This is a genomic window from Aminobacter sp. J41 (assembly GCF_000526635.1).
Taxonomy (GTDB): domain Bacteria; phylum Pseudomonadota; class Alphaproteobacteria; order Rhizobiales; family Rhizobiaceae; genus Aerobium.
Genome location: NZ_JAGL01000090.1, coordinates 1 through 1,634 on the forward strand (window position 1 = coordinate 1; position 1,634 = coordinate 1,634).

The window sequence follows — 1,634 nt, forward strand, 5'->3', positions numbered from 1 at the left end:
CGGACGTCCGGACGCAAGAAGAAGTGACAGCTGCGCCGCTCGTGGGCTCCGTCTTGTTTCACCGCAGCGCAGTCAGATGGCAAAGATCGATGCCCTTTCCTCTTTCTCTTCCGGGATCCCCCTGGGCAACAAGTGAGGCTTGCCAATCGCTGAGATTGCCTCACATCCGGGCCACGGTTTCATGAGGAAGTCGTTCGATTGGGTCGGAATGAGGTGGGGAACCGCCTCTGCAGTCGTGGACGTCACGAAGCAATTGCTCCCACTGCCTCATGCCCTTGAGACGTCCTCTGGGACCTCGATCAGAGGATCAGTGTAAAGCTCACCACCAGCAAGAGCCGTAAAGGCGGCCTTTACTGCTTGCCGCCCCGAAGATGTCACCATCACACTTGCGTATTTGTCATGCTCCCGTGGCGCAGGCTGCACGTCGGCCGCATCAGACGTCTATGACCATTGCGGGGTCGAAGAGCGGATTCTCGTTTCTGTAGCCCTTGGGGTTGGCCACCACCCTCGTGCTGCCAACGCGGTAGTCGAACGTGTCGTGGACATGGCCGTGCACCCACAGGTCAGGGCGGCCCGCTTTGATAAGTGACGACAGGTCGCTGACGAAGGCTCCATTCACGGCAGAGTTCTCGTAGCGAGGGTGGACGCTCCCCGGGTGGGGGCCGTGATGAGTGACCACCACAGTGCGGCCGTCGAAGGGCTTAAGCAGCTCGCCCGCGAGCCAGTCCCGAGAGTGCATGTGCAGCGCCCGAGCCCTCTCCGGCGTGAAGGGTACCGCTTCGGGCAGCTGCCTCCAGAGGATGCGGTGATGGTCGGAAATCTGACGGGAAGCCACGCTCATGGAGTAGGATGCGTCGCCGTCCAGCTCGTAGTCCGTCCAGAGGGTGCAGCCAAGGAAGCGGACGTCGCCGACCACCACGCTGCTGTTGTCGAGCAGGTGGACGCGCTTGCTCTTGAGGGCACGCTTCCTCGCCCACTCCGAGCCTTCTGTGATGGAGTGGCTGTAATAATCATGGTTGCCGAGGGTGCAGACCACAGGCATGTGCTTGCTAATGAAGCGCTGGAGGTAGCTGAGCGTAATGTGCGGCCCGGGCAGAATGTCTCCTGCGACTACGCAGACGTCCGCCTCAGGCAAGGGGTCAGGCATGACAAAGTGATCACACTCCAGATGCAGATCGCTGATTACCCATAATCTCAAGGGGCATCTCCTTCCGCCGCGTCGGAGGACGGCCAGACCCAGCCCTTCGTCAGCTCCGCGAAAGTGCGGGGCGTGAAGTCCACGTCCGGCAGATCAACGCCCACGTCGCGGGAAAAACCCACGCCGGGCAGACGACCGTGGCTGTGGCCGTAGAAGTGGACGCTGCCGTAGTGCGACGCGGGCCACGTCCTGAGCGCGTAGTGGCACAGGATCACGCGGCGGCCGCCATCCTTCACCTCGAGGAGGTCCCGAGGCGGAACGTGCCAAGGAAGGCGCTCGATCTCCGGATCCAGGCTGCCGTCCTTGCGGACGTCATGATTGCCGATGATGAGAACCTTCTTGCCGCGCAACGAATGGAACAAACGTCGGTACGCCAGCACGTCTTTACCGGGACGGCCGTAATCGCCGAGGATATAGGTGATGTCATCGTCGCTCT

The 1,634-nt window shown here is 61.7% G+C and carries 2 protein-coding genes; both read right to left on the bottom strand.

Features of this window, described 5'->3' with window-relative positions:
- Positions 1-433: 433 nt before the first annotated feature.
- Entirely contained in the window at positions 434-1,198 is a 765-nt protein-coding gene (locus L630_RS0120580; protein WP_024850046.1) for a metallophosphoesterase, read from the bottom strand.
- Positions 1,195-1,634 (bottom strand): hypothetical protein (locus L630_RS23265; protein WP_024850047.1); only part of this gene is annotated, 440 nt, incomplete at its 5' end. The genes L630_RS23265 and L630_RS0120580, both read right to left, overlap by 4 nt.